The sequence below is a fragment of the Stutzerimonas stutzeri genome, assembly GCF_002909485.1.
Taxonomy (GTDB): domain Bacteria; phylum Pseudomonadota; class Gammaproteobacteria; order Pseudomonadales; family Pseudomonadaceae; genus Stutzerimonas; species Stutzerimonas stutzeri_AH.
Genome location: NZ_PPXG01000001.1, coordinates 321,488 through 345,732 on the forward strand (window position 1 = coordinate 321,488; position 24,245 = coordinate 345,732).

Consider the following 24,245-nt stretch of genomic DNA (forward strand, 5'->3'; position numbering starts at 1 on the left):
GCACGCGGCAGCCTGAATGGAAACACCATGTACGCATTATCCAAAACCGCGCTGCTCGGCCTGTGCATCGCCCTGGCGGCTTGCCAGTCCGTAAAGCAAGACGAACCCTTCAACGCGGTGCAGTTGAGCTTTATCGAGCCCGTGCAGGATGGCCTCGAGTACGCCCAACTGATGAGTAACTCCCCCTGGTCCAGCGCCGAGCGCATCCAGCTTGATGCCAAGGGGCTGCACTTGGTGGACGCCAGCGGCCGCACCCTTGCTGAATATGCCGGGCGCTTCGAAGGGCTCGACCATCGCGCCGACCAGCAAGGGCTGCTGCTGGCTACCGTCGAGCGCAAGCGTCAGCAGGCGATGTTGATCGGCCTGGATGCCAAGCGCGCCTGGAGTCAGCCGCTCTATCTGCCGCGTACGGCCTTCGCCATCGAAGGGCTGTGCCTGTATCGCGACAGTGCCCGCAACGATTTCGTTTTCCTGGTTGGTGAGGAGGGTGTCGGCGAGCAATGGCTGGTGGCTAGCCAAGGCCGCCTGCTTGGCGAGGCGCGCCGGGTGCGCGGTCTAAGCTTGCCGCCGGAAAGCGCTTTCTGCCAGACCGACGACGCGACGGCACAGCTCTACGTCAACGAGGAAAACGTCGGCTTGTGGCGGTATCCGGCTGATGCCGAGGCGCCGTTGCAGCGTGAGCCTGTGGATCTGCGCCAGCCCTTTGGCCATCTGGCTGAAGCTGCGGCCGGTATGGCGTTGGTGCCAGGCGGGCTGCTGGCACTCGACCCTGAAGCGCCGGCGTTGCACCTGTACCGCCAGACCCAGGACGGCTGGAAAGCCGACGGTGTCGTTGCTCTTGAGGATTTCGATGAGCCAGAGCAGATCAGCGCTCGCCGCTCTCAGAATGGCATCGAGCTATTGTTGGCGGACGAGCGCGGCCTGCATCGCGCTCGCCTGGCCTGGCAGCCGCAAGCGCTAGCGCAAACTGCGCCGATCATCAGCTTGCCGGCAGCAGCCGAGACCGACGCCGTGCCTAGCCTGGGCGATGCGGCGGATGATCCGGCCATCTGGGTCCACCCGCGCAATCCGGCACAGAGCCGCGTGCTTGGCACCGACAAAAAGGGCGGTCTGCTGGTGTACGACCTGAATGGGCATGAGGTTCAGGACCTGCGGGTCGGTCGGTTGAACAACGTCGATGTGCGCAGTGATTTCCGCTTGGGCGCTAAACAGGTCGATCTGGCAGTGGCGAGCAATCGGGATCGCAACAGCCTGCATCTGTTCGCCATTGATCGCGTTAGCGGCATGTTGGCCGACATCGGCCAGATCGCCACACCGCTGACCGATATCTACGGCCTGTGCATGTTCAAGGATCGCCAGGGCGGCATCCATGCTATCGCCAACGACAAGGATGGCACCTTCGTGCAGTACCGCCTCGACGGTTCGACCGGGCAGCCACGTGGCGAGTTGGTACGGCGCTTCAAGGTGGAGACCCAGCCGGAAGGATGTGTCGCGGACGACCGTAATGAGCGGCTCTTCGTCGGCGAAGAGGATGTCGCGGTATGGGTGTTGGACGCCCGAGCCGAGGCACCGACCGCGTTGGAAAAAGTGATCGGCGTAGGCGGGCCGGTGCATGACGACATCGAAGGCCTGGCCCTTTACCAGGGCACGAGCGGCGATTACCTGGTCATTTCCAGCCAGGGCAACGACAGCTATGTGGTGCTCGATGCCCAGGCGCCCTATGCCGTACGCGGTGCTTTCCGCATCGGCCTGAATGCCGAGCGCGGTATCGACGGTGCATCCGAGACCGACGGTTTGGAAGTCACTTCAGCGAACCTCGGCGGGATCTGGAGCCGCGGCATGCTGGTGGTGCAGGACGGCCGCAAGCGCATGCCCGAGGGGGCGCAAAACTACAAGTACCTGCCCTGGTCGGCGGTCGCCGATGCGCTCGGCCTGGACTGAATGTCATCGTCCTGTAACTGACCTGTCATCCAATAGCAGCTGCCCACTCGGGGCAGGAGGAAACGATTTATGCAAACGACTCTTGAGCACATGTCCGTCTGGGGCCTGATCAGTGAAGCCAGCCTGGTGGTTCAGGCGGTGATGGTCATTCTGGTGCTGGCTTCGGTGTCCAGCTGGTATCTGATCATTCGCCGCAGTGTTGCGTTGCGCAGCGCCGAGCGCTTGCAGCGTGGTTTCCAGCAGCGCTTCCGTCAGGGTGGCGATCTTGCCCAGCTTTACCGCGAAGGCCAGGAAAAACCGTTGCCGGAAGAGGCCGCGTTGCAACGCATTTTCCTTGCCGGCTATGCGGAATTCGCCCAGTTGCAGCGCCAGCCAGGCATCGCGGCGGATGCGGTGGCGCAAGGTGTCGAGCGCAGCCTGTACGTGGCCATCGCCGAGCAGGAAGAGCGTCTGGAGAAGGGCCTGCAGTTTCTCGCTACGGTAGGCTCGGTCAGCCCTTACATCGGCCTGTTCGGCACCGTTTGGGGGATCATGAACTCCTTCCTCGGGCTGTCGCAGGTGCAGCAGGCGACGCTTTCCACGGTTGCTCCAGGTATCGCTGAAGCGCTGATCGCCACGGCCATCGGTCTGTTCGCGGCGATTCCCGCGGTGATGGCCTACAACCGCTTCGCCGCGCGCGGGCAGACGCTGACCGGACGTTACTACGCCTTCGGTAACGAGCTGCAGGCGCGACTGCATCGTCGGCTGCACGCCGGTTCGCCCAGCGTTGCCGCAGCCGCCTGAGGAGGTTTGTCATGCTAGTCAGGCCACAGCACAAACACGGGCCCAAAGCGGAAATGAACGTGGTGCCCTATATCGACGTCATGCTGGTGCTGCTGGTGATCTTCATGGTCACCGCACCGATGCTGGTGCAGGGCGTCAAGATCGAGCTGCCCAAGGTGGCTGCCGAGGCGCTGCCGGTTGAAAACGAGCGGCAGATCCTCACCCTTTCGGTGAAGGCTGACGGTGGCTTCTATTGGAATCTGGGTAGCGAGCTGGATGTCGAGAACCAGACCGATACTGCCGTCGACTTGGCAGAGCTACAGGCCAAGGTCGGTGCAATCATCGCTGAGCGGGGGGACACCCAGGTCTACATCCGCGCTGATGAGGCAGCCGATTACGGACGCGTGGTTGCCGGCATCGCCGAACTGCAGCGCGGTGGCGTGCTCAACCTGGGGCTGATCACCGAGGCGCCTGCCGATGTGGGGCAGGGGCAATGATGAGCACGTTCAGCCCGTCTGCAGCGCAGGGCTACGAACCTCATCATCAGCGGCAATGGGTTGGGTCAGCCGGGGCGGCGCTGCTGACGGTCGGGCTGCACGCCGGGTTGTTCACGTTGTTGCTCACAGGCTGGACACCGGCGCTGGAGATGCCTCGCGCTACGCAGGTAATGCATACCGAGCTGATCAGCCAGCCACCGCCTGCAGTGCCTGAGGCGCTGGCAGAACCGCCTGTCGAGCCGGTGGTGGAACCGCCGCCAGTCGAACCGCAGGATACCGCGGCTGAGCAGTTGCGGCTGGAACAGGCTGAACTGGCGTTCAAGCGTGCCGAGCAGGAGCGTGAGGCCGAACAGCAAAAGTTGCAGCGCGAACGCCTCGAGCGGCGTCGTGAAGAGCAGCGCCAGGAGCAAGCCCGCGAGCAGGAGCGACTGGCCGAGCAGGCACGGGTGGAAGAAGCCCGGCGCCAGGTGCAAGCGACGCAACGTGCCGAGGCTGCTGAACGCGCGCGTCAGGCTGCGGCGGCCGAAGCGGCTAGTCGTCAGTACCTGCCGATTGCCAAGAAGCCCCCGGTATACCCGCAACGGGCGCTGGACTCCGGCCTGCAGGGCTCGTGCACGGTGAGCTACACGGTGGATGCCCAGGGTCGCGCGCGCTCGCCCAAGGTGGTCGGCGACTGCCACCCGCTGTTCATTCGTCCATCGCTTACGGCTGCCGAGAGCTTCCGTTACCAGCCGCGCATCGTCGATGTTCGGGCCGTGCCCGTACCGGATGTACGGAACACCTTTCACTACCGCATCGAATGATGCGAGTTGCAGACCAAGGATTCATTTTCGATGAAACAGGGTTTCACTGAATTCCACTCCAGCGTTGCTGCTCATGACGATCAGCCGGTCAATCCGAGCGGCAACGCATCGCTGGCGCAGACTATCGATCAACGCCGCCGTGGCTTGCTAAAGGGCGGCCTCGGCCTGGCTGGCATCGCTTTTCTCGGTGGAGGCATGGCAGGGGCACGAGCCGCAGCCCGACAAGATTCGCTGCTCGGCTTCGAAGGTATTCCCGCCCAGCTCGACCTAAATTTCGACCGTGTCGAGGTGGCGCCCGGCTATAGCGCCCGGGTGTTCTTTTCCTGGGGCGATCCGGTGTTGGCTGATGCGCCGCAGTGGCAGCCGGACGCCAGTGACGACTGGCAGGCCCAACTCAAGCAGGCCGGTGACAACCATGACGGCATGCATTTCTTTGCCTTTCCCGATGCGCCAGACAGCCGCGGACTGCTGGCCATCAACCACGAGTACGTCAATCCGACGCTGCATCCCGAGGGCATCAGCGTGGTCGACGGCCGGCGCCCGCTGGAGCAGGTGCGCAAGGAGCAGGCGGCCCATGGCCTGAGCGTCATCGAAGTGCGCAAGGATGCGCAGGGTAAATGGCAGCGGGTGATGGATTCGCCGTACAACCGCCGCATCTCCGGCCTTACACCAATGGCGGTTGCCGGGCCGCTGGCCGGCCACGCAGCGATGAAAACCAAGGACGACCCGGAAGGAATGACGGTGCTGGGCACGCTGAACAACTGCTCCAGCGGGCTCACGCCCTGGGGCACCTATCTGGTCTGCGAGGAGAACTGGCACAACTACTTCGTCAACCACGACCCCCAGGACCTCGCCGCACGCGTCTCGCATAACCGCTACGGTATCGCCGGCAGCGGCATGAGCAAGCTCTATGGCTGGGGCACGGTTGATCCGCGCTTCGATGCCACGCCGCAGGCGGATCAGCCCCATGGCGGCTTCGTCAACGAGCCGCACCGTTTCGGCTGGGTGGTGGAGGTCGATCCGTTCGATCCGCAGAGCACTCCGATCAAGCGCACCGCCTTCGGCCGTTATTGCCGCGAGTGCTCGGTGCTGTCGCTGGGCGAGGACGGGCGCATGGCGTTCTACTCAGGCGACGATACCAAGGGCGAGTACGTCTACAAGTTCGTCCCCAACGGCCGCTTCGTGGCCGGTGCGGATGCCGCCAACCGCCGCCTGCTGGATGAGGGCACGCTGTACGTCGCCCGGTTCGACGCCGACGGCAGCGGTGAGTGGCTGGCGCTGGTGCACGGCGAGCACGGCCTGACCGCGGAGAACGGCTTTCCCAGCCAGGCCGAGGTGCTGCTCAACGCCCGCGCCGCCGCCGACCGCGCCGGCGCGACGCCGATGGATCGGCCGGAGTGGGTGGCGGTGCATCCTGACAGCCGCGAGGTCTACGTCACGCTGACCAACAATGACGGGCGCGGCGCCAAGCAGCCGCTGGACAAGGCCAATCCGCGCCCGAACAACCTGCACGGGCAGATTCTGCGCTGGAATGAAGAAGGCGGTGACCCGACGGCAACGCGCTTCCAGTGGGAAGTCTTTCTGCTTGCCGGTGAGCAACACGGGGCACGGGATGCCCAGGGTAATGCGGTTGCCGCCAATCTGATTGGCACCATCGATGGCGACCGCTTTTCCTCGCCGGATGGGCTGGCGTTCGACCGTGATGGACGGCTGTGGATCGAAACCGACTTCGACGATGATCAGCCGGCGATGCAGGCGATGGGCACCAATCAGCTGCTCTGTGCCGATCCGAAAACGCGCGAGGTGCGGCGTTTTCTGGTCGGACCACGAGGTTGCGAGATTACCGGCATCACCTGGAGCCCGGATTACCGCGCCATGTGGATCAACGTGCAGCACCCCGGGCTGAGCTTCCCGGCCAGCGACGGCCAGTCACGCCCACGTTCATCCACGATGCTGATCACCAAGAACGATGGTGGGGTGATCGGCAGCTGACGGTGGCGTCAGCGAATTGGGCCGAGGCAAAGCGACCTCTGCATCCTGGGCTAGCTCATGCACGACTTGCTGCGGAGCTTGCACATGCGCAGCATGATTCGCTGCGCTGGTTGGCACCCTGCGCTGTTACGGGCGCCTATGCCAGCCCACGGGTGCATGGTGAATCAAGGGCAGCGCCCGTTAGCTGGACATTGACCGGAACTACGCTCGCTGCCGTAGCGCTAGAGTCCAGCGCAGGACGAGCCAGGCTAACAGCGCGGCGAGCACGTCATCCAATACGATTCCCAGGCCGCCACCAATGGTTTCGACGAATCCAATGGGCGGAGGCTTGGTGATATCGAAGAGCCGGTAAAGTAGAAATCCAGCGCCTATCGTCCACCGCCGATGAGCCGTTGCCAGGCCAACGAAAACGAGCGGAAAGGCGAGGTACTCATCGGCGACGATCTGCGCAGCATCGCCGCCTCCAAGCCAGTGCGAGGCCCAGTGGCACAGCGGAACACCGACCAATAGCAGCGCGGTGATGATCAGCAGTTGTCTTGCTAAAGGCTGGCCCCAAAGCCACCACACTAACGGTATACCCAGCAGTGATCCCAAGGTTCCGGGCATCCAGGGCGATGATCCCAACCCGAAACCGGTGGCAATCAATAAAACGACATGCTCCGTGATCAATTGTCGAACCTCTGTGATGACCATCTGGCGTAGCTCAAAAAATGCCTCGCAACGTGTGGCATGAAATCAATTCGACCGTTGGGTATCGAACATCGCACAAATTGAACGCCGCTTTCTCCTGCCGCTAGCAAATGCGGCCACGAGGCACGTTGGTGCCGGCGTGGCTCGCTGCGCTTACTACGATGCTGCGCCGGCTCACGAAACATCAAGGCGGCGCATTGATTAAATAAGGACCCACGGTGTTTGCAATCGACAAGCTACTGCTGCTGGCCGCAGTACTGATTCTCTTCGGCGTGCTATCCAGCAAGTTGTCAGCTCGTCTCGGGCTCCCCGTGCTGGTGTTGTTTCTGATCACCGGCATGCTTGCGGGTGAGAACGGCATTGGCGGGGTCGTTTTCGATAATGCGGTCGCTGCTCATGCGCTCGGCACCCTGGCATTGGCGCTTATTCTTTTCGACGGTGGCCTGCAAACGCCCGTCTCATCAATACGGAAGGTCTGGAAGCCAGCTTCGCTGCTAGCAACCGTCGGGGTACTTGCAACGGCCGCCATCGCAGGGTTGGCAGCGGCATGGATGCTTGAGCTCCCGGTTCTTGAAGGCATGTTGCTGGGGGCAATCATCGGATCGACCGATGCTGCAGCAGTGTTTTCGTTATTGCGCAATGCCGGAATTCACGTCAATCAGCGGCTCAAGTCGGTCTTGGAGATCGAAAGCGCTTCCAACGACCCCATGGCAATCTTCCTGACGGTGGGCCTATTAGAGGTCCTGGTCAACGGCATGCCCCTTGGCTGGGGGCTGCTCCAACTGTTCCTGATGCAAATGGGGGTAGGTGCGCTGGTCGGGCTTGGCGTCGGCTGGTCGGTGCTCAGGCTACTGAGCAGGATAAAGCTGGTCGCGACCGGCTTGTATCCGGTGCTCGTCGCGGCCGGCGGACTGCTCGCCTATGGGGTATCCGCAAATCTGGGCGGCAGCGGCTTTCTGGCGATCTTCGTCGCCGGCGTGATGATCGGAAACCAGAAATTCATTTTTCAACGCAGCACGTTCCTGTTCATGGACGGCCTGGCCTGGCTGAGCCAGATCACCATGTTCGTGGTCCTAGGTCTGCTCGTCGATCCGGTTTCGCTGCTCGACGTCTGGTTCGAGGGGCTGGTGATTGCGCTGGTTCTGGTGTTGCTGGCCAGACCCCTGGCGGTTGCTCCGCTGCTTGCGCTGTTTGGTTTCAACCTCAGGGAGACGGCGCTCGTTTCCTGGGTGGGTCTGCGCGGTTCGGTGCCAATCATCCTGGCAATCTTCCCTCTGCTTTTCGGACTGCCAAATGCGCCACTGATCTTCAACGTGGTTTTCTTCGTGGTTTTGCTGTCCGCAACGGTGCAGGGCTCAACGCTCCCGCTCGTGGCGCGCAAGCTCGGGCTGACTGAGAAACCGCCGGCGGCTCCCGCCGCGACCCTTGAGATCTCATCTCTGCACGATGTCGACGCGGAAATCGTCGAATACAAACTTGGCAACGATGCGAGAGCCTCCGGCCGACTGCTCTCGCAGATGGCGCTGCCCGAAGGCGTAGTCGTGGCGATGATTACGCGAGGATCGGCCGTCATCCCGCCCCGGGGGTCGACGCGGCTTGAAGCCGGTGATCATCTGTTTGTCGTCCTCAAACCCACCAATCAACCTTTCGTCGACTGCGTTTTCTCTCAGGCGGTAGAAGCATCGAGAACCGATCTGCCCAACCTTGAGCTTCGGCTCAAGGGCAGCACCAAGGTCGTAGACGTATGGAATTCCTACGGCATCGACTTGGCAGCAGAGAAGGGGCAGACCCTGGACCAGTTGATCAAGCAGGCACTCGGCGGCAGTGTTCGCCAAGGGGCTGAATTCATGGCCGGATCAGCTCTGTTAATCGTCCGCGAGCAATTGCAGGGGCGCATTACCACGGTTGGCATTCAGGCGGCTTCGGCTGACGCAGGCGGGTAACTCAGCACCTATCGAATCGGTGAGAAGGAAAGGGTTTCGTTTGCCGCAAGACCTACGCCTTGCGCTTGCCTTCCTTTGCCTCGACACGAGAATGCCTGATGGTGAGGAGCGTGTTGGGGCTGTTGTAATCGGTGGTCCTGGCCGCACGATCTCGCTCTGCCGTGCGAAGGTCCAGCACGGCGCCCGCGCCAACCACGCCAATGCTGAGCACGGCGCAAAGGATCATCATGGGAGTATTCATGTGGTTCTCGTAGGGTAGAAAGTTGGGGACGGCGAGTAGGTTGGGGCGCCGCGCCTGTTTTCAATCCCGCTGCTGCAAGATGGGCTCTCGAGGTGCCCACCTGCAATGGGCTTGATGTTGAATGGTGCCGCGGATTGCGGGGGATGGTTACGGTGGATAGGGGCCCCGTGGGGCCACTTCCAACAGCGACGGTGCCCGCTGTGCGAGCTTGCTCAGGCGCCGCCGGCGCGCAGCTGCTCGATGGCGTCGAAAAGTTCGCCCTGGCTGAATGGTTTGGCCAGCCGTCGCAATGGCAGCGCAGGCACAGCGGCTGGCAGCTCGGCATAGCCGGACACCAGCAGAATAGGCAGGTGCGGCCGACTTTGCCGTGCCACGGCTGCCAATTGCGCGCCGCTCATAAGCGGCATCGCGTGGTCGGTGATGAGCATGTCTACCTGAGCAACGCGCAGCAGATCCAGCGCTTCGCTGGCTGAGCGAGCGGTGATGACGTGGTGCCCTGCGGCTTCAAGCATGCCGGCGGTGCCAAACAGCACCAGTTCATCGTCATCGACGGCCAGCACCGTTAGCGGTTTTGCGGTGCGCCGAGGTGGGCTATCTGCGAAAGCCCGACCAGTGACTTGCTGGTCGGTGTCGTCCAGCGCGGGTAACCAGATCGCGGCGGTGGTGCCTGCACCTGGGCTGCTGTGCAGTACCAGGCGCCCGCCGGATTGCTCGGCCAGACCGTGCACCATAGACAGCCCGAGGCCGGTGCCCTTGCCGACACCCTTGGTGGTGAAGAATGGTTCGACCGCGCGCTTTAGCGTCGTCTGGTCCATGCCCGCGCCGCTGTCGCTGACCTGGAGGCGAACATAACGTCCGGTAGCCAGGCCGTTCTGTTCGCTGGTCAGCGTCAGTTCCTCGGCCTGCAGCAGAATGCGGCCTTCGCCAGCCATGGCGTCGCGTGCGTTGCCGGCGAGGTTGAGCAGGGCGGTTTCCAATTGATTCGGATCGGTCTTCACCCGTGCCAGGTGTTGCGGCAGGTTGACGTCCAGCTGGATGGTCGGGCCGAGTGAGCTAAGCAGCAGTGCGCGCATGCCCTCGATCAACTGGTGAAGGTCGATAGGTGTCTTGTGCAGTTCCTGCTTGCGCGCGAACGAGAGCATGCGCGCTGTGAGCGAGGCGCCGCGTTCGGCACCGGCCCGGGCGTTGTCCACCAAGCGCAGCAGTGCAGGGTCGGCTGGCATGCGCCGGCGCAGCAATTCCAGGCTGCCGAGCACCGCCATCAGCAGATTGTTGAAGTCGTGGGCGATGCCACCGGTGAGATTGCCTAGCGCTTCCATCTTGTGCAGCTGCTGCAACGCCTGCTCGGCAGCGACGCGCTCGCTGATGTCCAGTGCTTCTGGGACCAGTGCAACGACGCTGCCGTCGTCACCCAGCACCGGGCGCATGGAAAAGTCGAACGTGCGCGTGCCGCTCGGCATGTTCAGGGTCATGGTCACGTGCTCGGTACCGCCGGCAGCAACGCGCAGGGTCATCGCTTTTATTGTTTCCGGCATCCCTGGGGTTGCAGTGAACCATGGCGATTCCCAGAACGGTATGCCGGCCAGCTGGTGGAAGCGCGCCTCGATGCCCGACAGCGCGGTGGCGTTCACATAGAGGATTGAGCCATTCGGTGCGAGCATCGCCTTGTACAGGTGAGAGGTTTCCAGCACCGCACGGATATTGGCCTCGCTGCGGGCCAGGGCCGCTGTGCGCTCTGCCACTTTGGCTTCGAGCTGTTCCAGAAAGCATTGCTCGCGCTGCCTGACCGCGGCAGCCGAGCGCACGCGCTCGATATGGGCCCATGAGCGGTCGGCGACTTCGGTGAGCAAGGCCAGCTCGCAGCTACTCCAGACGCGTGGCTCGCGGTCGTGAATGGCCATCAGGGCGGTCAGTCGCCCTTCCTTGACCAGCGGCATGCAGATGGTTGCGGCAATGTCGAGTTGCTGGAAGGTGGCGGCGTCGGCCGGCGGCAGTTGTGCGCAATGATCGGCACTGACGAAGGCTTCGCCGCCGCGCAGCTTGGTTGCCGCGAGTGTGCCGAACGCCTCCAGCCGGTAGCGTCCGACGATGCTGACGCAGCCCGGAGCGGCCCAGTCGCCGCGGATGGTGAAGCCGTTCTGGTCGGGGTCCATGTCGGCGTAGGCGCAGCTCGATAGAGCTAAGTGCTCGCCGAGCATGCGTGTGGTGATCGTCAGGATGGCATCGGCATCAACGCTACGAGCGGTTTCCTTGGCTAACGCATCGAGGAAACGCAGGCGCTGCTCATTTTCGCGCAGTGCCTGTTCGGCCTCGGCACGTTCGGTGACATCGTAGCCCTCGACGAAGATGCCACTGACATTGCCATCGGCGTCGGTCACCGGCTGGAAGACGAAATCCAGCAGGCGCTCTTCCTCCGCTTCACCCTGGATGCGTTGCAAGCCGATACGGATGCTGGAGCCGACGAAGGCGGTGCCGCTGCGGTAGACCCGGTCAAGAATGTCGATGAAACCCTGACGCTCGACTTCCGGCAGCGCTTCGCGCACCGGCTTGCCGATCACGTCCCGCTCGCCAACCACCCGCAGATAGGCCGGATTGGCCATTTCGAAGATGTGCTCCGGGCCGCGCAGCATCGCCATCAGCCCGGGCGCCTGCTCGAACATCTCTTGCAGGCGTGCCTGCTGGCCTTGCAGCTCACGCTCGGCCATTACCCGTTCGGTGGTTTCCACGACGAGGGCAATCACGCCGGCCGGCTGCGCCAGGTCATCGAATACCGGTGAATAGTCCAGATTCATCCAGGCGCGCTCAGGGCGGCCGTTGCGGTACAGCACCAGCTCCTGGTCCTTGTATGACAGGGTGCCGCCGGCCAGGCCGACCTTCATCACGTTGTCGTTGAAGTCGGCGACCTCCGGCCAACCCTCGCGTACCTCAGAGCCCAGCAGTTGCGGGTGCCGGCTACCAGCAAACACGGAGTAGGCGTCGTTGTAGATCATGATGCCGCGCTCGCCCCAGAGCAGCACGATAGGGGTCGGCGAAAGGAGCAGCATGGCGGTGACGGTTTTCAGGCTCGATGGCCAGCCAGCCAGGGGCCCTAGCGCAGTTTGCGACCAGTCGAAGCGGCGAATCAGCGCGCTGAGCTCACCACCGTCTGGGAGAAAGATGTGGCTCGAGTCGTCAGGCGAGGGGGTGGCTGCCGGTTCCATCAAAGCGATCCGTAACGGGTTGGATGAAGTGACACGTTGGGGTAATCCGAACCAAGGGCTGTTTCAGCTCGGACAGCCGTTTGCTCTGGAAGTCTTGCCGCTTCGACGCCCGGCATCGATTTGCTGTTGTTGGTCGCTGCGGCGGCGAGAATACAGGGGAAAACCCGTACCATATCAACGATATGTAAGAGCCACAGTGAGTTTTCGGATGCTTTCTGCAGTCAAGCGCTACAGGTCCCTCGTTGCCCGGGTGCTGCAGCGCTGTTTTCCACGCACCTCGGCTCATCTGCGCGACGAGGATGAGCTGTTGTTTCGCCGCTGGCGAACCGCCCAAGGCAAAGCGCCTAAGGCAGGTAACGGCAAAGGTAGGGGCAAAAACAAGTCCGCCAGTACGAAATGCGCTGCGGCGAAACCGCGCAAGCCGGCCAATCAGGGCATCTACGCGGCAGCGCAGCTGAAAGTTGAGGATGCACAGGCTCAGGTGATGCGCGACCGCGTCGAGCAGGCGGTGACTGCCGGCATCATCAGCGCGCCGTCGGAGGAGCAGTGGGCGATGATCCTCAGCCGCAGCCCGGTGACGCGAATCTTCGCCGGTGCCGGCTCCGGCAAATCCACCACCTTGTTGCTACGCGTGGTGTTCATGCTCTGTCACATGGGCGTCGAGCCCGGGCGCCTGACCGTTATCTCGTTCACCAACGCCTCCTGCGCGCAGCTGCGCGAACAGTTGGTGCGGGTGCTCGGCTTCTGGCAGGTACCGTTCGATGCGCAGCAGGCGCGCCAGTGCGTGCGCACCTTCCATTCGGCCATGGCGCAGCTTGCGCGCGAGGTCTTGAATCGGCCGGTGTGGTTCGAGCAGCTGGACGACAAGGCCGCCGCGGCGGACGAACCGGACAACCCGTTGGCCTCCGCGCGCCTGCGTCCCGCGCAAACTCGCCTGCTCAAACAGGCCTATCAGCAGTGTTACGCCGAACAAGCGACATTCCGCGAACGAGTGCACCGCTTGCTCGATCTGCCCGTGCCGCCGGCCGAAGCCGAGCAGGGCAGGCGCGTCGCACCGAAAGCGCCAGGCGATACCTTCACCCTGGCCGGCGAGTTCACGCCGCTGCCGCTGTACGAGGCCTTCTATGCCCAGGCAGGCTTTATCGAGAGCATCGGCATTCGTATCGATCAGCTGCAGCCGGGCAGGCTGCAGTGCGCGGCGCGCGAACGAGATTTCGTCGAAGCGCTGATGAGCTTCCATGGCTACTTCAGGGCCGCGCTGGGTGAGCAGGGGCTGATGACCTTCAACGAGGCCTTTCAACAGCTCACCGAGCGTTTGGTCTCGGGCACGGATGTGCCGCAGGCCAGCCTTGCGCCGTTCGAGCACCTGCTGATCGACGAATTCCAGGACATTTCCCCGCAGATCGTCCAATGGCTGCAAGCGCTGCATCGCCAGCTGGCGCGACAGAAGAGCAGCCCAAGCCTGATGGCCATCGGTGACGATTGGCAGTCGATCTACGGCTGGCGCGGCAGTTCGCCGGAGTTGTTCATGGACTTCGACAAGTACTTTCCGCGGCGCGGCGCCAAGGGCAGCGAGACGCTGCTGCTGGAAACAAACTACCGCTCCATCGAGCCGGTGATTCGCGATGGCGAGGCGGTGCTGGCCGGCGTGCAGTTCAAGCAGGCCAAGACCAGCCGGCCATGCAAGCCGACGCTGCCGGGCGACCACGGGGTAAAGCTGGTCACCGGTTTCGACCTGAACAGGGGGCTGCCGAACCTGATCGAGGCGATCACTGCGCAATGTGCCCATGTGGCCGAACGGCAAAGCCGCGAACGCACCGCGGTGCTGTTGCTCAGCCGGCGTAACGAGCCGCTGCGGACCATTCAGGCGCAGCTGGACCGCAAGCTGCCGGTCAAGGCCTACACCATCCACCGCGCCAAGGGGCTGCAGGCCGAAGTGGCGATCATCGTCGACGACTGCGCGCCGGTTCAGCCGCACCCGTTGCGCAACGCGCTGTATACCTACTCGGGCTTCTTCCGCAACAGCTATGACCAGGCCATGGCCGATGAAAGCCTGCGCCTGGGCTATGTGGCGATCACCCGCGGCGTCAGCCGGGTGTTCTGGTACACGCGCAGGGCCCAGGGCGCCACCGAGCGCCTGGCGCGGCGTGGCTAGGCGTCAACGCAACAGCAGCGCAACTACTGTACCGGCCAGCAGCAGCGACAGGCCCTTCCAGAACAGCAGCGGGTTGCGCTCGAGTAACGGCGGGCGGGCCCGGTTGAGAAACGCCGGGTTGGGCTGGCGCAGCTCGAAGACGAACTCCGACAGCTCGGCATAGCGCCGCGCCGGATCGGGATGCAGTGCCTTGCCCAGCACTTCGTCGATCCACGCTGGAATATCGCGCTGCGCATGGCGTAGCGGCTGATAGCACAGGCGTTTCTGCGCTGCAGTGGTGCGCGCCCTGGCGACGTCGGCGCCATAGGGCAAGCGACCGCTGAGCAGCTGATAGGCGATCACCGCAAGGGAGAATTGATCCGAGCGCGGCGTGCCGGCTTCGCCGAGAAAATACTCCGGTGCGGTATAGGCCGCGGTGCCGAGCAGGTTGTCCTGCGTGCCCGGCGCGTTGCGTTCGGCGAGCCCGGCGACACGGGTCGAGCCGAAGTCGATGAGCTTCAGCGTGCCGGTGGCGTCGATCATCAGGTTCTGCGGGCGCAGGTCCTGGTGCAGCATTTCCAGGCGGTGGAAGGCACGCAGGCCGCGAGCGATCTGCTCGACGATGCCGCGCACGGTTTCCAGGTCCGGCGCTGGGTGGTCCAGCATCCATTGCGCCAGCGTCTGGCCATCGATGAATTCGCTGACCGTGTACAGGTAGCGGCGCTGCCGTGGTGGCGGACAGGCCTTGACCACATGGGGGTTGTCCAGGCGGCGGGCGATCCACTCTTCCAGGAGGAAGCGCTCCAGATAGGCGGGGTCGCCACGCAGATCCATCGACGGCGTCTTCAGTACCACGGTGGCGCCGCTGGCTTCGTCGACGGCCAGATGCACATGGCTGCGGCTGCTGACATGCAGCTCGCGAACGATGCGATAGCCGTCGAACTGCATGCGCGGCTCCAGCAGTGGCGGCAGCGCCAGTTCGCCGAGCTGCCGCTGCACATCGTCGACAGCCTGCTCCGGCAGGCTGTCGATGCGCACCAGCTGTGCGGTGAGGTTGTCGTCGCTGCCGTTGGCCAATGCCAGCTCGACGATCCGTCGCGCCGCCAGGTCGAGGTCGTCGCCATGCTCGGCAACGAGCTGCGCCACCTCCCGTGCGCCGATGTGCTCGTAGACGCCATCGGTGGCGAGCAGGAACAGATCGCCGGCCGCCAGCGGCAGAGTGCGGTAGTCGATCTCCAGGTGCCGGTCGATGCCCAGCGCTCGGCCGAGGTAGCTGGTGTCCGCCGACACGCGCACGCGGTGATCTTCGGTCAGTTGTTCGAGGCCGCCGTCGCGCAGTCGATAGATGCGCGCATCGCCGACGTGGAACAGGTGCGCGCTGGCGGACTTGAGCACCAGCGCGCTGAAGGTGCAGACATAGCCGCGGTCGCGGTCATAGCGGTGCGGGCTGTGGCGGGTCTGCGCATGCAGCCAGGAATTGATCGCCACCAGCACCCGCTGCGCCGACTGCTTCACCGACCAGGCGTCGGAGGTGCAAAAGTAGTCGGAAAGAAAGCTCGCCACCGCGGTTTCGCTGGCGACATGGCTGACGTCGCTGCTGCTTATGCCATCGGCCAGCGCAATGGCGATGCCCTTGCTGGCGAGCTGGGCGTCAGTGGGCACGCAGGCGCCGTGAAAGTCCTGGTTGGCCGGCTTGCGCCCGCGGTCCGAGTGCTGGCCGAGGGAAATGGCGAGTTGGCTGGGCATCTTCATCTGCGCAAAAGCCCCGGCGCGCGTGCGAACCGGGGCCTTCGTTCACTCCAGGGTCAGTAGACGGCGCGCTTGGGTGCGGTGCGCACATGGGTGGTGTAGAGCGTGAGGCCGGTGAAGGCCAGGCCGCCGACCAGATTGCCCAGTGCGGTGGGGATTTCGTTCCAGACCATGTAATCCATCACCGAGAAGTCGCCGCCCATGATCATCGCCGAGGGGAACAGAAACATGTTCACCACCGAATGCTCGAAGCCCATGAAAAAGAACAGCATGATCGGCATCCACATGGCGATCACCTTGCCGCTGACCGAGGTGGAGATCATCGCGCCGACCACGCCCATCGACACCATCCAGTTGCACAGCATGCCGCGCAGGAAGATGGTCGCCCAACCGGCCGCGCCGAACTCGGCGTAGCCCAGGGTGCGGTCCTCACCGATGTGCGAGATCTTCTCGCCGATTGGCCCCGGGTCGGTGGAAAAGCCCATGGTAAAGACGAAGGCCATCATGAAGGCGACCACCAGCGCGCCGGCGAAGTTGCCGAGAAATACCCAGCCCCAGTTGCGCAGAATGCCATTCACGGTCACGCCAGGACGGCGGTCGAGCAGGGCCAGCGGGGTGAGCATGAATACCCCGGTGAGCAGGTCGAAGCCCATCAGGTAAAGCATGATGAAACCCACCGGGAACAGCATCGCGCCAACCAACGGCGAGCCGGTCTGCACGGTAACGGCTACGGCGAACACCGCGGCGAGGGAGAGGATGGCGCCAGCCATGAAGGCGCGGATCAGCGTGTCGCGGGTGGACATGAAGATCTTCGATTCGCCGGCGTCCACCATCTTGGTGACGAACTCGGCAGGGACTATGTAGGACATGGCGGAATCTCTTTATTGGCAATGGAAGGCCGGCCCCGGCGGTCGTACCGGGGCTGGCTGGGCGTTGTCAGGTTGCGGGGCGAAGCGTTGGGCGTTGCTGAAGGCTCGGTCGCGGTCAAGACCGCTCCGATGGATCGGTGCGGTTTGGGAGCGGGGAGCCGCGCGAGTAAACGTTGGCAATCAGCCGGCGGCGATTTGCACCACGTCGCCCTCCAGGCGCACCGGCCAGACGCGCAGGCTTTGTTCGGGGTATTCCATGCAACTGCCGTCCTGCAGGCGGAAATGCTGCTTGTACAACGGCGAAGCGATCACAAGCTCACCCTTGAGGTTGCCGACGATGCCGCGGCCGATCACGTTGGCGCCAGACTTGGGGTCGCGGTTGTCGATGGCGAACAGCTGCTCGCCTTCGGCGTTATCGGGCAGGTGAAACAGCGCCACCTGGGCGCCTTCGTGCCAGGCCACCACACCGGAATTGGCGACCAAATCGGCGCGGCTGCACAGCACCTGCCAGACCGCTGGTGCGGTTGAACGGGAGTCGAGACGAACGACGTTGGACTGGCTCATCAGAGCACCTCCTGGGTAAGGGGAATCAGGTGAAGTTCGCTGGCGCGCACCGGCCGACGCTGGCCGCGCTCCTTGACGAAGTGGATGTCGGGGTCGCCGCGCCCGTCGTTGACGAAGGTGCGGAAGCGCTTGAGCTTTTCCGGATCGCTGATGGCGTTGGCCCATTCGCACTGGTAGCTATCGACCACCTGCTGCATCTGGCTTTCCAGCTCGGCGGCCAGACCCAGGCTGTCGTCGAGGATGACTGCCTTCAGGTAGTCCAGGCCGCCTTCCAGGCTCTCGCGCCAGACCGAGGTGCGCTGCAGCTTGTCTGCGGTGCGTACGTAGAACATCAGCACGCGGTCGATGGTGCGTATCAGCGCTTCGTCGTCGAGGTCGGTGGCGAACAGCTCGGCATGCCGCGGGCGCATACCGCCGTTGCCGCAGACATAGAGGTTCCAGCCCTTGTCGGTGGCGATCACGCCGATGTCCTTGCTCTGCGCCTCGGCGCATTCGCGGGTACAACCGGATACGGCGAACTTGATCTTGTGTGGTGCACGCAGGCCCTTGTAGCGGTCCTCCAGGCGCAGTGCCATGCCGACGCTGTCCTGCACGCCGTAACGGCACCAGGTGCTGCCGACGCAGGATTTCACCGTACGCAGGCTCTTGCCGTAGGCGTGACCGGTCTCGAAACCGGCGGCGATCAGCTCGCCCCAGATGTCCGGCAGCTCGTGCAGCTGGGCGCCGAACAGGTCGATGCGCTGGCCGCCGGTGATCTTGGTGTAAAGATCGTATTTCTTCGCCACCTGGCCGATGGCGATCAGCCCTTCGGGAGTGATCTCGCCACCGGGAATACGCGGCACCACCGAGTAGGTGCCGTTCTTCTGCATGTTGGCCATGAAGGTGTCGTTGGTGTCCTGCAGCGGAATCAGCGCCGGATCGGTGATCGGCTGGTTCCAGCAAGAGGCGAGGATTGAACCCACCGTCGGCTTGCAGATGTCGCAGCCGACATGCCCGCGACCGTGCTTGGCCAGCAGTTCGGCGAAGCTCTGGATGCCCTCGACGCGGACGATGCCGTAGAGCTCCTGGCGGGTGTAGGCGAAGTGCTCGCAGAGGCTCTTGTCCACCGCCACGCCGCGCGCCGCCAGCTCGGAATCGAACACCAGCTTGAGCAGGGCGTTGCAACCGCCGCAGCCGGTAGCCGCCTTGGTCGCGGCCTTGAGCTCACCGAGGTCGGTGACGCCGGCATCGACCTGGCAGCACACCGCGCCCTTGCTGACGTTGTGACAGGAACAGATGGTCGCGCTGGCCGGCAGGGCGTCCGGGCCAAGGGTCGGAGCGCCTTCGGTCTGCGGCAGGATCAGCGCGGACGGGTCGGCCGGCAGCTTGATGCCGTTCTGCGCATACTGCAGCAGGGTGTCGTAGTAGCTGTTGTCGCCGACCAGTACCGCGCCGAGCACGGTCTTGCCATCGGCGGATACCACCAAACGGCGGTAGCTGGCGGTGGCCTCGTCGATGAAGCGGTAACTGCGCGAGCCCGGCGTGGCACCATGGGCATCGCCGATGGATCCTACATCCACGCCAAGCAGCTTGAGCTTGGTCGACATGTCGGCGCCGTAGAAGAGTTCGTGCGGTTCCTCGGCCAGCTGCGCGGCGACACTGCGCGCCATGCTGTAGCCCGGTGCAACCAGGCCGAACACGCTGCCGTTCCAGCTGGCGCACTCGCCGATGGCGAAGATCGCCGGGTCCGAGGTGCGGCATTCGCTGTCGATCACGATGCCGCCGCGCGGAGCAATCTCCAGATCCGCGACATGGCCGAGGGCGTCCTGCGGGCGGATGCCGGCGGAAAACACAATCAGGTCGGTTTCGAGGAATTCGCCATCGGTGAAGTTCATCCGCCAGGCGTAGTCCTCGCCGGCGACAATTTCCTGAGTGGCGCGCGACAGGTGCACGCCGACGCCGAGCGACTCGATGCGGGCCTTCAATGCCGCACCGCCTTCGCCGTCCAGCTGCACTGGCATCAGGCGCGGGGCGAATTCGACGACATGGGCTTCCAGACCGAGCGATTTCAGCGCGTTGGCCGCTTCCAGGCCGAGCAGACCGCCACCAACCACCACACCGCGCGTGGCGCCGCTGGCGGCCGCACGAATCGCATCAAGGTCGTCGAGGGTGCGGTAGACCAGCCGCGCGCTGCCTTCGGCACCGGTGATCGGTGGCACGAAGGGGTAGGAGCCGGTGGCAAGAATCAGTTGGTCGTAGGGCTGGCGGCCGGCACTGGTAACGACTTCCTTGCGCTCGCGGTCGATGCCCAGCACCTGTACGCCCAGATGGGTGTAGACGCCGTGGCTGCTGTAGTAGTCGGCATCGCACATGGCCAGCGACTCGGCATCGCGGCCGCCGAAGTATTCGGACAGGTGCACGCGGTCGTAGGCGCGCTGGCGCTCCTCGCCGAACACATGCAGCTCGTAGCGCGTGAGGGCACCGCGCTCGATCAGCTGTTCGATGCAGTGGTGACCGACCATGCCGTTGCCGACGATGACCAGTTTTTCGAGCGTGAGCGGAGTGACGGTAGAACTCATGGCCTTTCCTCAGTCGAGCTGCTGCGGCACGTGGCCGGCAAAACGCAAAAAGGCGCCTGGAGCTGGTATCAGCTCCAGGCGCCTTTGCCTGGTAATTAGTGGTGTGTGGGGTGGTCGATCAGGCCTCGTTGCCTGCTGCACCCGGTCCCGCGCCTGTTGGCTTGACGGTCGCCGCTGACCGTTTGGGACGACCTGCCGCGACGCGGCAGGTGTTGCGAGGAAGACTGCAGGTTGTATGCCAGCTTGTTCAGATGAGCGTTTTTCCCGGTAGTCAGGCGCGTGATGGCGCGGTGTTGCGGGGCATCGAGGGTTAGGCCGCAGACCGAGTCAGCGTCGGTTGTGAGGCCAGATCGAATCAGAGTTGAACCAGAACGGTGCGGTGGAGCGAGGGCGCTCCCCGCATTGGGGCGGGCTAGGGAATGCGCACTATCAGCCGCCAAACGCCTCGCGGAGCAATTCGGGTAGTGCCTTGCCAGCGGGCAGGGCGAGCAGATGTTCGCGGTTGTCTGCAGTCGGTTCGCCGTGCGGATTGATATGCACCACGGTGGCTCCGGCGTCACGCGCCCGATGCGGCACCTCTGCAGCGGGGTACACCACGCCGGAGGTGCCGACCGACAGCAACAGGTCGCATTCGCCAGCCGCCTGGAACGCGGCATTGAGTGCAGCGATGGGCAGACTCTCGCCGAACCAGACGACGCCGGGCCGCAGCCGTCCGCCGCAGTGGCTGCAACGGGGTGGCTCGAGGCGACGACCGCCTTCGGGCTCGTCGGCATCTGGCAGTGGCTCGGCTGGCTCACGGGCGCAGGCGAAGCAGCGCGGCTGATGCAGGCTGCCATGCAGGTGGATCACGTTCTGGCTACCGGCACGTTCGTGCAGGTCATCGACGTTCTGCGTGATCAGCGTTAGTTGCGGTACATGGTGCGCCAGTTCGGCGATGGCCAGGTGAGCAGGGTTCGGCTGGGACTGCAGCACGCGCATGCGCCGCCATTCGTACCACCCCCATACCATTGGCGGATCACGGCGGAAGGCCTCGGGCGTGGCCAGCTCGCTGGGATCGAAGCGCTCCCATAAACCGGTCAGCGCATCGCGGAAGGTCGGAATGCCGCTTTCGGCGGAAACGCCGGCGCCGGTGAATACGACTACGTGGCGCGCCGCGCGCAGGGCGCAAATCAGGGAAGCAGGAATCACGAGCGGCTCCGGATCAGGGATGGCTGGCTATCAATACCATCGCGCTGCCAGCTTTTACAAAGCGTCTGTTGAGCGAATGCGCTCGATGGACGTGTTCTTGAAGGGCTGTCTTTCTCAGCGTCGAAGTTCTGACCGTTTAGCCGCTCGTCTTGGCCATCTGTCACCTACTTGACGGACGTCAACGTCATCGGCAGTGGCTCGCGGATGATGCCCCGTACAGCAATAGAAGCGATATTCGATGCCGGGAGGCGCTTATGCTTGGCTCAGTGGACTGGGACGACAGCCTGGTACAACGCTACGGACAAGTCGGGCAACTGCATTGCAGCTATCCGACCGCGGTTGATTTCAGCGACCGTATCGCACCACTGGACTTGCTGCGTGCGCTACGTGAAAGCCGCCGGGCGGGGCGCTCGCTTTCCATCGCGATCCACCAGCCAGACGGCGCGGAATTGAAGCCCGGCGAAGCAACAGCCTATCAGTTGCGCTTGGAACGCGAGATCGAACAGCTCGGTTGTCATGTTGGGCCAATGCAGCAAGTCGAGCAGCTGCGGCTGAGCGCCGGCACTCTGGGTATAGAGGCGCTGCGGAGGTTGGTAACGCTGCTCAAGACGCGGTTCAGTTTTGCCGATCCTTGCGCAGGCAGTTTTACTGCCGAGGTAGAACTCGCTCACGTCGACTGGCCCCTGATTGGCGCCCTGCATGAGCTTGGCTTCAATCAGCTCAGCGTCGCCGTGCCGGATTTGCGAGCCGATGATGGCGCAACGGTGGAGTATTTCCGCAGCTCGGCGCGCATCCGTGCGGTGATCGAGGCAGCGCACGCATTGCACTACCGCTCGGTAAACCTTGATCTCGGCTATGGCAGGTCATGGCAGACGCCTGCGAGCTTTGCACGCAAGCTTGCCTCGATCATCGAATTGGCGCCCGATCAGGTCACGATGTTCGACTACCGCGACGTCACATCAGGGGCCTCGCCAGGTGGTGCACGGCTCGGTCTGGCCTCGGTTGCCGACACACTGGCGATGTACCGGCATGGAGTCGAGCAGCTGAACGCGGCCGGCTATCGCTATATCGGATTAGGCAAGTTCGTCCTGCCGCACGATGACCTGGCCATGGCACAGGAAATAGGCGCGCTGCATCACGATGTCCTCGGCTACACGCCGCATGGTGACTGCGATCATCTGGGGTTGGGCGTCGGCGCCATCAGCCGGATCGGTGGATTGTTCTGCCAGAACGCCAGCACCGTCCAGACCTATCAGCAGGCACTCGATCAGGGCCAGTTACCCAGCAGCTGCGGCCTGCACGCGAGCCACGTCGACCCGCTGCATAGCAGGCTGATCGAGCGCTTGCTCTGCACCTTCGAACTGGACTTCGATGCGCTCAGCCTGCAAAGCGGTGTGGACGTGCGGCAGCATTACGCCCAGCACTGGGCAACGCTAAGGCAGTTGCACATCGACGGTGTAATCGTGCTGGGAGAAAACGGGTTGGCAATTCCTCCGCAAGCGCGGCTGCTGGTTGCCGCGGTGTGTGAGGCGTTCAACCGGCCCAGTGCTATGGCGACTGGCAATTCAGTAGGCCACGGCTGGCTTCGCTGAGCCTAAGCGACGACTTCAGCGCACTGTGAAACGGCCGCTCAGATTGCCCAGGCGACCGGCCAGCTCGTGCAGCTGCCGGCCGTCGCTGTCCAGCTGGCTGGCGTCACCGGCGTTACGCTCGGCAACTTGTTGGACACTCTGTAAATGACGCCCCATATCGGCTGAAACCGCCGTCTGCTGGTGGGTCGCTGCGGCGATCTTCTCGTTCATCTGGCTGATGCTCTCGATCTCGCTGGCGATGGCGTCCAATAGTGAAGTGGTGTCCTGGCTGCTATTTACACAGCGGGCAACGCTATCGCGGCTGTTCTGCATCGCCTCGGTCGCTTTGCGACTGCCTTGCTGCAGACGACTGATGATGCCCTGGATCTCGGTGGTCGAAGCCGCGGTTTTCTGCGCGAGATTGCGCACTTCGTCGGCAACTACGGCAAAACCTCGGCCCTGTTCGCCAGCCCGCGCTGCCTCGATGGCGGCGTTGAGTGCGAGTAGGTTGGTCTGATCGGCGATGGTGCGAATGACCTCCAGCACGCGGTCGATCTGTTCCGATTGTGCCGCTAGATCCCGGACCACACGGTCGGTGCCTTCGATATGTTCGGCAAGGCAGCTGATTTCGCCGCGGACACCGCTGACCGCATTACGCCCCTGTCCGGCCTTCTGGCTGGCGCCTTGTGCTGCCTGAGCAGCGCGATCGGCGTGGCCGGCAACGTCATTGATGGCCACGGTCATCTGTTGCATGGCTTCGACCATGTAAGCCGTTTCATCCAGCTGGCGGCTGGCACCATCACGCAGCTGGCGAGTCGCTTCGCTCAGGTTTGCGGCAGTTCCGCCCAAGCCGGCGGTGTCGCGCACCACCGATCCGACCAGCTCGCCCAGTTGATCGAGCAGGTGATTGAAACGCTGGGTGACCGGGCCAGTGGCCTTGCTGCGATAGCTCAGGTCGATGCGGTCGGGATGTGCGGTGATGGCGGCAGCAGCGCCGAGCAGCGCTTCGCCCTCACGGGCTTCGGCGGCGGCACGGATCGCCAGATAGATCAGGATCGCGCTTTCGAGTACCACGTAGAACGCGTGCAGGAATACTTCGCCCCAGTTGCCATCGGGCATCAGGAACACGCCAGTGCCTTGCTGCTGCAGTGCAAAGAAGCTCAGATGGTGAACGGCGATTGTCAGCGCGGCGACGACGATGGGCAGCCAGTCACGGTAATAAACCAAAAATGCCAGCAGCGCGAAGATGCCGAAGTGCATTTCCAGCATGCCGTGGGCCTGGTTGATATGCAGAGCGGAGAGCACCATGAACGCCGCGCCAATCAGGCAACGCAGCAGGCGCTGGCCAGGGATAAGCAGGTAAAGCGCCGTTACTGCAACGCCAGTCAGCCCGCCGATGACCAACGCCTGTGCCCAGGTGTCATAAAACGCCGCTACTCCGAAGGAATAGATCACCAGAAACCAGATCACACCCAGCATGATGCGATCGGCCTTGAGGTAATGCGCTTGCAGCGTGACGCTTTCGGTGTTCATGGGGTGCTCC

Annotated in this window: 17 protein-coding genes; 8 read left to right on the top strand and 9 right to left on the bottom strand. The window is 63.6% G+C overall.

The window, feature by feature from the left end:
• The first annotated feature begins 27 nt into the window (after positions 1–27).
• From CXK91_RS01410 to CXK91_RS01430, 5 genes are all read left to right on the top strand, one after another.
• The gene (locus tag CXK91_RS01410; protein WP_103454628.1) at positions 28–1,941 is read left to right on the top strand and encodes a phytase; all 1,914 of its coding nucleotides are present in this window, start codon (positions 28–30) and stop codon (positions 1,939–1,941) included.
• A 69-nt stretch (positions 1,942–2,010) separates the two neighbouring features.
• Positions 2,011–2,724, top strand: coding sequence for a protein TolQ (gene tolQ, locus CXK91_RS01415; protein WP_058064430.1), 714 nt, complete (start codon positions 2,011–2,013; stop codon positions 2,722–2,724).
• Positions 2,725–2,735: 11 nt separating this feature from the next.
• The gene (tolR, locus tag CXK91_RS01420; RefSeq protein WP_102819736.1) at positions 2,736–3,200 is read left to right on the top strand and encodes a protein TolR; all 465 of its coding nucleotides are present in this window, start codon (positions 2,736–2,738) and stop codon (positions 3,198–3,200) included.
• Entirely contained in the window at positions 3,200–4,003 is an 804-nt protein-coding gene (locus CXK91_RS01425) for an energy transducer TonB (RefSeq protein WP_103454629.1), read from the top strand. The genes tolR and CXK91_RS01425 overlap by 1 nt, the downstream gene beginning before the upstream one ends.
• A gap of 30 nt (positions 4,004–4,033) precedes the next feature.
• Complete coding sequence (locus tag CXK91_RS01430; RefSeq protein ID WP_103454630.1) at positions 4,034–5,995, top strand: PhoX family protein; 1,962 nt, start codon at positions 4,034–4,036, stop codon at positions 5,993–5,995.
• Positions 5,996–6,196: 201 nt separating this feature from the next.
• On the opposite strand, the gene CXK91_RS01435 is transcribed toward CXK91_RS01430, so the two are convergent.
• Positions 6,197–6,688 carry a phosphatidylglycerophosphatase A family protein gene (locus CXK91_RS01435; protein WP_103454631.1) on the bottom strand — a complete coding sequence of 164 codons (492 nt, stop codon included), beginning with the start codon at positions 6,686–6,688 and terminating at the stop codon, positions 6,197–6,199.
• A gap of 215 nt (positions 6,689–6,903) precedes the next feature.
• Here CXK91_RS01435 and CXK91_RS01440 point away from each other — a divergent pair, with 215 nt between their 5' ends.
• Positions 6,904–8,628 (top strand): potassium/proton antiporter, encoded by a 1,725-nt coding sequence (locus CXK91_RS01440; protein WP_103454632.1) that lies wholly within the window; start codon positions 6,904–6,906, stop codon positions 8,626–8,628.
• Positions 8,629–8,680: 52 nt separating this feature from the next.
• On the opposite strand, the gene CXK91_RS22540 is transcribed toward CXK91_RS01440, so the two are convergent.
• On the bottom strand, positions 8,681–8,869 hold the full coding sequence (locus CXK91_RS22540; protein ID WP_141566785.1) for a hypothetical protein: 189 nt from the start codon (positions 8,867–8,869) through the stop codon (positions 8,681–8,683).
• Between the two features lie 212 nt (positions 8,870–9,081).
• Positions 9,082–12,069 (bottom strand): PAS domain-containing protein, encoded by a 2,988-nt coding sequence (locus CXK91_RS01445; protein WP_103454633.1) that lies wholly within the window; start codon positions 12,067–12,069, stop codon positions 9,082–9,084.
• A gap of 208 nt (positions 12,070–12,277) precedes the next feature.
• Between CXK91_RS01445 and CXK91_RS01450 the strand changes: the two genes are divergently transcribed.
• Positions 12,278–14,224, top strand: a complete 1,947-nt coding sequence (locus tag CXK91_RS01450; protein ID WP_103454634.1) for a DEAD/DEAH box helicase — start codon at positions 12,278–12,280, stop codon at positions 14,222–14,224.
• Between the two features lie 3 nt (positions 14,225–14,227).
• Here CXK91_RS01450 and CXK91_RS01455 read toward each other — a convergent pair whose 3' ends face one another.
• From CXK91_RS01455 to CXK91_RS01475, 5 genes are all read right to left on the bottom strand, one after another.
• Positions 14,228–15,949, bottom strand: a complete 1,722-nt coding sequence (locus CXK91_RS01455) for a bifunctional protein-serine/threonine kinase/phosphatase (protein WP_103454987.1) — start codon at positions 15,947–15,949, stop codon at positions 14,228–14,230.
• 59 nt (positions 15,950–16,008) lie between these two features.
• Entirely contained in the window at positions 16,009–16,821 is an 813-nt protein-coding gene (locus tag CXK91_RS01460; protein ID WP_103454635.1) for a formate/nitrite transporter family protein, read from the bottom strand.
• A 180-nt stretch (positions 16,822–17,001) separates the two neighbouring features.
• Positions 17,002–17,385 (bottom strand): nitrite reductase small subunit NirD, encoded by a 384-nt coding sequence (nirD, locus tag CXK91_RS01465; RefSeq protein ID WP_103454636.1) that lies wholly within the window; start codon positions 17,383–17,385, stop codon positions 17,002–17,004.
• A complete protein-coding gene (gene nirB, locus CXK91_RS01470; protein ID WP_103454637.1) occupies positions 17,385–19,943 on the bottom strand; it encodes a nitrite reductase large subunit NirB in 2,559 nt (852 codons plus the stop codon). Before nirB ends, nirD begins: the two co-directional genes overlap by 1 nt.
• Before the next feature lie 429 nt (positions 19,944–20,372).
• Positions 20,373–21,131 carry an SIR2 family NAD-dependent protein deacylase gene (locus CXK91_RS01475; RefSeq protein WP_103454638.1) on the bottom strand — a complete coding sequence of 253 codons (759 nt, stop codon included), beginning with the start codon at positions 21,129–21,131 and terminating at the stop codon, positions 20,373–20,375.
• A gap of 254 nt (positions 21,132–21,385) precedes the next feature.
• Between CXK91_RS01475 and CXK91_RS01480 the strand changes: the two genes are divergently transcribed.
• Positions 21,386–22,723, top strand: coding sequence for a coproporphyrinogen III oxidase (locus tag CXK91_RS01480; protein ID WP_103454639.1), 1,338 nt, complete (start codon positions 21,386–21,388; stop codon positions 22,721–22,723).
• Positions 22,724–22,738: 15 nt separating this feature from the next.
• Here CXK91_RS01480 and CXK91_RS01485 read toward each other — a convergent pair whose 3' ends face one another.
• Positions 22,739–24,235 carry a methyl-accepting chemotaxis protein gene (locus CXK91_RS01485; protein ID WP_103454640.1) on the bottom strand — a complete coding sequence of 499 codons (1,497 nt, stop codon included), beginning with the start codon at positions 24,233–24,235 and terminating at the stop codon, positions 22,739–22,741.
• Positions 24,236–24,245: the final 10 nt, after the last annotated feature.

Excerpts from the sequence above, each read along its gene's own strand:
- CXK91_RS01410 (WP_103454628.1), top strand. The coding sequence starts at position 28 with ATGTACGCATTATCCAAAACCGCGCTGCTCGGCCTGTGCATCGCCCTG.
- tolQ (WP_058064430.1), top strand. The coding sequence starts at position 2,011 with ATGCAAACGACTCTTGAGCACATGTCCGTCTGGGGCCTGATCAGTGAA.
- tolR (WP_102819736.1), top strand. The coding sequence starts at position 2,736 with ATGCTAGTCAGGCCACAGCACAAACACGGGCCCAAAGCGGAAATGAAC.
- CXK91_RS01425 (WP_103454629.1), top strand. The coding sequence starts at position 3,200 with ATGAGCACGTTCAGCCCGTCTGCAGCGCAGGGCTACGAACCTCATCAT.
- CXK91_RS01430 (WP_103454630.1), top strand. The coding sequence starts at position 4,034 with ATGAAACAGGGTTTCACTGAATTCCACTCCAGCGTTGCTGCTCATGAC.
- CXK91_RS01435 (WP_103454631.1), bottom strand. The coding sequence starts at position 6,688 with ATGGTCATCACAGAGGTTCGACAATTGATCACGGAGCATGTCGTTTTA.
- CXK91_RS22540 (WP_141566785.1), bottom strand. The coding sequence starts at position 8,869 with ATGAATACTCCCATGATGATCCTTTGCGCCGTGCTCAGCATTGGCGTG.
- CXK91_RS01445 (WP_103454633.1), bottom strand. The coding sequence starts at position 12,069 with ATGGAACCGGCAGCCACCCCCTCGCCTGACGACTCGAGCCACATCTTT.
- CXK91_RS01450 (WP_103454634.1), top strand. The coding sequence starts at position 12,278 with ATGCTTTCTGCAGTCAAGCGCTACAGGTCCCTCGTTGCCCGGGTGCTG.
- CXK91_RS01455 (WP_103454987.1), bottom strand. The coding sequence starts at position 15,949 with ATGCCCAGCCAACTCGCCATTTCCCTCGGCCAGCACTCGGACCGCGGG.
- CXK91_RS01460 (WP_103454635.1), bottom strand. The coding sequence starts at position 16,821 with ATGTCCTACATAGTCCCTGCCGAGTTCGTCACCAAGATGGTGGACGCC.
- nirD (WP_103454636.1), bottom strand. The coding sequence starts at position 17,385 with ATGAGCCAGTCCAACGTCGTTCGTCTCGACTCCCGTTCAACCGCACCA.
- nirB (WP_103454637.1), bottom strand. The coding sequence starts at position 19,943 with ATGAGTTCTACCGTCACTCCGCTCACGCTCGAAAAACTGGTCATCGTC.
- CXK91_RS01480 (WP_103454639.1), top strand. The coding sequence starts at position 21,386 with ATGCTTGGCTCAGTGGACTGGGACGACAGCCTGGTACAACGCTACGGA.
- CXK91_RS01485 (WP_103454640.1), bottom strand. The coding sequence starts at position 24,235 with ATGAACACCGAAAGCGTCACGCTGCAAGCGCATTACCTCAAGGCCGAT.